Source organism: Candidatus Symbiopectobacterium sp. 'North America', from assembly GCF_015762685.1.
In the GTDB taxonomy this organism is placed as follows: Bacteria; Pseudomonadota; Gammaproteobacteria; order Enterobacterales; family Enterobacteriaceae; genus Symbiopectobacterium.
The window spans coordinates 38,991-45,724 of record NZ_PEHF01000021.1 but is presented as its reverse complement, the minus strand read 5'-3'; the positions used below and the strand labels follow the sequence as shown (position 1 = coordinate 45,724).

Annotated in this window: 6 protein-coding genes; all 6 read right to left on the bottom strand. The window is 36.7% G+C overall.

Features of this window, described 5'->3' with window-relative positions:
* Positions 1-540: 540 nt before the first annotated feature.
* From CS369_RS05085 to gmd, 6 genes are read right to left on the bottom strand one after another with little or no spacing between them, the layout of a single operon-like run.
* Positions 541-1,971 carry a phosphomannomutase gene (locus CS369_RS05085; protein WP_196906256.1) on the bottom strand — a complete coding sequence of 477 codons (1,431 nt, stop codon included), beginning with the start codon at positions 1,969-1,971 and terminating at the stop codon, positions 541-543.
* The gene (locus CS369_RS05080) at positions 1,958-2,722 is read right to left on the bottom strand and encodes a glycosyltransferase family 2 protein (RefSeq protein WP_196906255.1); all 765 of its coding nucleotides are present in this window, start codon (positions 2,720-2,722) and stop codon (positions 1,958-1,960) included. The genes CS369_RS05085 and CS369_RS05080 overlap by 14 nt, the downstream gene beginning before the upstream one ends.
* Positions 2,723-2,727: 5 nt before the next feature.
* Positions 2,728-4,128: a mannose-1-phosphate guanylyltransferase/mannose-6-phosphate isomerase gene (locus CS369_RS05075; protein ID WP_196906254.1), complete on the bottom strand. Its 1,401-nt coding sequence runs from the start codon at positions 4,126-4,128 to the stop codon at positions 2,728-2,730.
* Between the two features lie 7 nt (positions 4,129-4,135).
* Positions 4,136-4,600: a GDP-mannose mannosyl hydrolase gene (locus CS369_RS05070; protein ID WP_307833657.1), complete on the bottom strand. Its 465-nt coding sequence runs from the start codon at positions 4,598-4,600 to the stop codon at positions 4,136-4,138.
* Positions 4,600-5,568 (bottom strand): GDP-L-fucose synthase, encoded by a 969-nt coding sequence (locus CS369_RS05065; protein WP_196906253.1) that lies wholly within the window; start codon positions 5,566-5,568, stop codon positions 4,600-4,602. Before CS369_RS05065 ends, CS369_RS05070 begins: the two co-directional genes overlap by 1 nt.
* Before the next feature lie 6 nt (positions 5,569-5,574).
* Entirely contained in the window at positions 5,575-6,696 is a 1,122-nt protein-coding gene (gene gmd, locus CS369_RS05060) for a GDP-mannose 4,6-dehydratase (RefSeq protein ID WP_196906252.1), read from the bottom strand.
* Between the last annotated feature and the right edge of the window lie 38 nt (positions 6,697-6,734).

The following is a 6,734-nucleotide window of genomic DNA, read 5'->3' as shown; positions in this document are numbered from 1 at the left end:
CGGCTGATGGCTGAAAACCCGGAAATCTCAAAAAGTGCGTGGAACTAAAACCTCTGTGCTTACAGTGGAACCGGACGGGTTGGAACTCCCGGCCTCATCGATACTGGCGCATCTTGCGATGCCCCCCCGGCCCACCATTGAGATGCAGCTAAGCGTATGACACAAAAAAAGTGCAGATGCGCTTGGTGTCATCGATGAAGTAAGGCAGGGTTCCAATCCTGACACCTGATTTTGCAGGTGCACATTAACGATATCGCATCCTTGGTGAGTGGCAAAGGCTATCTAGTTGTGAAGATTGCATTACATTATTATTTACAGAACGGTTTATTTTATTGGCTAATAATAGACAAAAAGACAAATACTTTAATTCGTCATATAAATAATTACTACAGGGCTAGAAAATAAACATTTTAAAAAAAAATATATAAAACATAAATATTTACTAGGCGTAGTTATTAACACAAACATCATTTTATATATCACACCTAATTTCTCAAAAAGGAAATTGCGAAGATTCATTAATTCACATTAACACTCAACCTAAATATATATAGAGCCAGTAGCCAAATGCTTTAGCGTGATCTCAACATGTTTTCGCGCCATGTATTGCGTTGAGGATTCAGCATAACATCTTAATTCAGGAGCATTTCCTGATGGCCTTAAATGAATAATATCTCCGTTACTCAATGACATTCTTATTCCATCAGTAGTATCGATACATGAGCAGGTCAAAAACTTAAAACCAAGTTCAGAGATAAATTGATCAGGAAATTTTAATGCATGATTAATAACTTTTTGGCTGAGATTTACAGGAAAATCTTTTAGTCGATCAGAAAAAGTAAAACGTGCTGGTAAGGAATTTACTAATCTTGAAATAGGTTGTTCTCGAATAGATCCGATTAACATTAATGCGGGTAAAACAGCGTCTCTTGTTGGTAAAGCGGATAGATGTGTATTATTAATGTAAACATCAGAGCCAAGTATAAAGCCCCCATTAGCTTCAAAACCTGCGATTGATGAATACATATCAGTTAACTGTGAAAAAGCATCGATCACATACGGAGAACCTATTTTCGTTCTTGCCACGTACTTAAATTTTCCCGATCTCTCTATCACAGTATTACAACTTACGGGTATGGCAACAGCTTCAATACCAAGTTTATCAGCACATAATAACCCCAAAACATCGCCTCTTAACCAATGTCCGTTCTCATCGGCAACTAAAGGTCTATCTCCATCACCGTCAGTAGAAAAAATTGCATCGAGCCTATACTCATTAGCCCATTTTATCGCTAGTGCACAATCCTCGTCACTAATAGCTTCAGTATCTATAGGTAAAAACTTATCACTACGTCCTAAAGAAATAACGTCTGCACCGAGTCTTGAGAAAATCTGAGCATACAATTCTCTACCAGCACTGGAATGCTCATAAATGCCGATACGTTTTCCAAGCAATAGCTCATCACAAAAAAGTGAAGTGTAACGTTCTATATATGTGCAAGCCGCATCATTGCAAGCGACTAGCTCGGTAAGTTCACCAAGATGATTAAAATCGTAAGCACTATCTATGATCTGCCTTTCATTATCTTTTGTTATTTCTCCATAAGGGGTATAAAACTTCAATCCATTTCTATCAAAGGGAATATGACTGCCAGTAATCATAATACATGGTATATCATCCTCCATTGCACGGAATGCTAAAGCAGGTGTCGGAATAACCCCATAAAATATGAAATGATAGTTATGCTGTTTGATAGCAGATGCAACATATTGTGCCATTGCTAAGCTGCTTGGCCTATTATCTATAGCAATAGCAACACGATCAAATTCGTATTTCGTTTTAATAACGTTCAAAAAGGCATGGGTAAATGCGGCACAAACATCTGGGGTAAAATCTACAACAAGCCCCCGAGCACCACTTGTACCAAACATAACCTGACTTTCTTTGATAACTTTATTAGTTTTTAGCATGGTAATTTCTTCTAAAAAACTGAGGGATTTTTGATAAATTCTTACAGACGATAGCTAGTGGCCACGGAATTCCATTATTTTTCATAATTCTTATATCTTCTAAGGATTTTTTAGCCATAGTTCTTACCGAACGATTACTAAGTCCACCAACCCTCATTTTTATGAGAACTCTAGGCATATAAGAAAGTACCACCTCATTTTTGAAGAGATACCTTAGTATTGAATTATAATCAGCAGCTATATTATAATCTAACGAAAAGCAACCATATTTTATATAGCAAGATCGCTTCATATAAAAAGATGGATGAGGAGGCATCCAACCGAGCATCAGTTTATGTCTACTAAAAATGCCACTTTTCCACACCCGCAAGCATTTCTCAACATTATACTGCGATACATATTCTAAATCGCCGTAAATAGCATCACAGTTTTTAGATTCAAATTCCTCTACAATGTTTTTCAAGACATCATCATAAGCAAAAAAATCATCTGAGTGCAAGAAACCTACAACTTCACCTGTCGCAGCATTTATTCCTTTATTAAGAGCGTCATAAATACCTTTATCTGGTTCACTTATTATTTTAGACACTCTAGTACTGAGCCTATTAATTAAGTGAATTGTTCTATCAGTGGACCCTCCGTCAATGATAATATATTCAATATCATTGTGCGACTGCCTTTCTATTGAAAGTAATGTATCCTTTATTGTTTTTTCGCTATTGTATGTAGCTGTTATTATCGAAATACGCATTGTGATCAGACTCCAGAATCAGAAACGCGAATAACATCATCTTCATCAAGATATACTCCTGACCTGACCTCAATAATTTCTAAAAGAATTTTACCTGGGTTTTCAATAGCATGAGGCATACCAACAGGTATAAAAGTTGATTCATTCTCAGTAATAAGTATAGTTTCATCTTTAAGATGAACCTTAGCTGTGCCTGATACAATAATCCAATGCTCTGTGCGGTTATAATGAATTTGCTTTGCAGTCCTTTTCCCAGGCATGATTGTAACGTGCTTAACTTGAAATCTTGCACCTTCAGCAATTGTATCATGGCTACCCCAGGGACGAAAAATTTCTCGATGCTGAAGATATTCAGGTCTATTATTATCTTTCAATTGGCAAACAATGTCCTTAACATTTTGGACTTTGCTTTTATGCGCGACTAATACCGCATCTTTTGTTTCAACAACGACTAGATCCTCAACACCTACAACACCAATAAGTCGATGCTGAGAATAAAGATAATTATCTTTAGCATCTTCAATTAGCACATCGCCTCGAACAGCATTGCCAGCATTATCTTTATCACTTATATCCCATAGTGCAGACCAAGAACCGACATCACTCCATTTAGCATCTAGTGGAACAACTACCGCATGTTCTGTTCTTTCCATAACAGCATAATCTATAGACTCTTCGGGACAGGAATGAAAACAATCAGCATTAATGCGAATAAAATCTAAATCTTGTTGTGGAGACATTAACGACTGTTCACATATATCAAGAATATCAGATCGGTATTTTTTAAGTTCAGCTAAATAGGCTGACGCTTTGAACATGAAAATGCCACTATTCCATAAAAAACAACCGTCATTCAAATATTGCTGAGCAGTTGATAAATCAGGTTTTTCGACAAACTCTGCAACACGGAATCCTCCTTCAGAAAGTTTTTCGCCTTGACGGATATAGCCATAACCAGTTTCTGGACATGAGGGGATAACGCCGAATGTAACCAAATATCCATTAGCAGCAAATGGAATTCCTTGTTGTATTGATAAAAGGAATTTTTCTTCATTCAAGATTTCATGATCTGCTGCCAATACAAGTAAAATAGGGTCGTTTCCCATCCGGCTTGCTTGGATAGCTGCAAGTGCAACAGCTGGTGCTGTATTTTTCCCTTCAGGCTCAAGTAAAATTCCACTATGAGTGTATCCTACATTCCTTAGTTGCTCAGAAACAATGAAACGATGGGACTCATTGCAAATAATCAATGGATCATGGTGTTCTATCTTTTCTAACCGTCTTAATGTTTCTTGCAACATTGTCATCTTTGTATTTAAAGACAAAAATTGCTTTGGATACAAGGTTCGTGAAAGAGGCCAAAGCCTTGATCCTGCCCCACCCGCCATTACTACAGGAAGCAACATAATCGTATCACCTAGTTATAAAATAATTTTTTGTGTATTGATGTACTGCATCAGAGCTAAGAAGATCTGATACACTCATCCATTGAAAACACTCATATTGTATTAATGGTTGAGATAAAAATTTTGAATTAATATTAATTTCATATCCATGAACTATATAATGAGTTGAGAAGTCTTCGCCAGAAAAATTATTTTCATAGAAATGCTCATACACACCTAAAAATCTGGAATTTCGAATATCTATGGCTATTCCTAGTTCTTCGTTACAAACGCTTATAAAAGCAGATTGAAATGATTCCCCCTTAAAAATACGCCTACCAGGCACGAACCAATATCCTTGAGCTGGCTTATTGACTCTTTTACCAAGTAAAACCCGCCCGTGATCATTTTTAACAATGAGGTCAATTGAAATTAAAGGTGTATTAGCAACAATAATTCGGAAAAAAACTTTATCTAATCGTTGGCACATCATCAGCATCTAAATGAATTAATATTTTTTATGAACCATGCATAAGTGTGAGTTAAACCAGTAAAAAGATCATGTTTATATGTCCATCCTAAGCTATTAAGTCGATCAACACTCATTAATTTTCTAGGAGTTCCATCTGGTTTATTTATATCAAAAACTATTTCTTCCTGATAGCCTACAACACTTGCCATTGTCTCTGCTAATTCTCGAATGGTACAATCGACGCCAGAACCAACATTAATATGTGAAAGCAGTGGTTGTGTATTTTTAGCATAGAACTCATGGTCAAGATTCATAACGTAGATAGATGCAGATGCCATATCATCTACATAAAGAAATTCTCTCTTCGGAAGGCCACTCCCCCATACTGTAACAGTGGGGGTATTACTCTCTTTCGCTTCATGAAAGCGCCTAAGTAATGCAGGAATTACATGTGAATTTTTAGGATGAAAATTATCATTGATACCATACAAATTTGTTGGCATTACACTACGATAGTCCCGAGCATACTGGCGATTGTAAGATTCACAAAGTTTAATACCTGCAATCTTTGCAACAGCATATGGTTCATTAGTTGATTCTAGTACACCAGTCAATAAAGCATCTTCAGACATTGGTTGAACTGCATATTTAGGGTAGATACAACTTGAACCAAGAAAAAGTAATTTTTGAATACCAGCGCGGTGTGCTGCATTAATGACATTAGCTTCAATCATCAAATTCTGATAAATAAAGTCTGCTGGGTACTCATTGTTTGCATGAATCCCACCAACTTTGGCAGCAGCAAGATATACTTCATCAATTTTAGTAGCACTAAAAAAATCATTCACAGCAGTCTGTGATGTTAAATCAAGTTCACTATGCGTTCTAACTATTAACTCAACATTATCACTATTACTGAGTTCGCGGAAAATTGCAGAACCAACCATGCCATTATGGCCTGCAATATAGATGCGTTTTTTTGCAGACATATATTTTTACTCTAAAGAAATAGAAACATCATAACCATGTTTTTTCAACAGGACTAACTGCTTAGCTTTCTCAAGATCATTCGCTACCATTTCGGCGCACATGTCTTCAACAGTTATTTCGGGTGTCCATCCAAGTTTTTCCTTTGCTTTATTTGGCTCACCTAATAAAGTTTCGACCTCTGCTGGGCGGAAATAAAGGGGATCAACACGTATGATAATATCACCAATATTGACAGAAATTGCACAGTCTGAAGTTTTTCCAACAACAGTTCCGATTTCATCAACACCTTCACCTTCAAACTCTAATTCAAGCCCAACTTCTTTTGCAGACATTCGTACAAATTCACGAACAGAAATCTGCTTTCCGGTCGCAATAACAAAGTCCTCTGGTTTATCCTGTTGCAACATCATCCATTGCATGCGTACATAGTCTTTAGCATGTCCCCAATCACGTAAAGAGTCCATATTACCTAAATAAAGACACTGTTCAATTCCTTTCGAAATATTAGCAATTGCGCGAGTGACTTTTCGTGTTACAAAAGTTTCACCACGACGTGGAGATTCATGATTGAAAAGTATACCGTTACAAGCATAAATTCCATATGACTCACGATAGTTTACGGTAATCCAATATGCATATAACTTTGCGACCGCGTATGGAGACCTAGGGTAAAACGGAGTTGTCTCTCTTTGAGGAATTTCTTGTACCAAGCCATATAGCTCAGATGTTGAAGCCTGATAGAATTTTGTCTTATTACTAAGGCCATTAATTCTTATCGCCTCTAATAATCTTAATGTCCCCATCGCATCAACATCAGCTGTATATTCTGGGGATTCAAAAGAAACAGCAACGTGTGATTGAGCGCCAAGATTGTATATTTCGTCTGGTTGTATTTTCTGAACAAGACTTATAAGGTTTGAAGAATCCGTCAGGTCACCATAGTGAAGAATGAAATTTTGTTTATCTGCATGACGATCTTGGTAAATATGGTCAACACGGTTAGTATTAAATTGTGATGAACGGCGTTTCAAGCCATGAACTTCATACCCTTTTTCTAATAAAAACTCAGCCAGATATGATCCATCTTGCCCTGTAACTCCAGTAACTAATGCTATTTTTTTTGTCATGACTTGGACCTAATAAATTAACCGTTGTGAAAGTGATA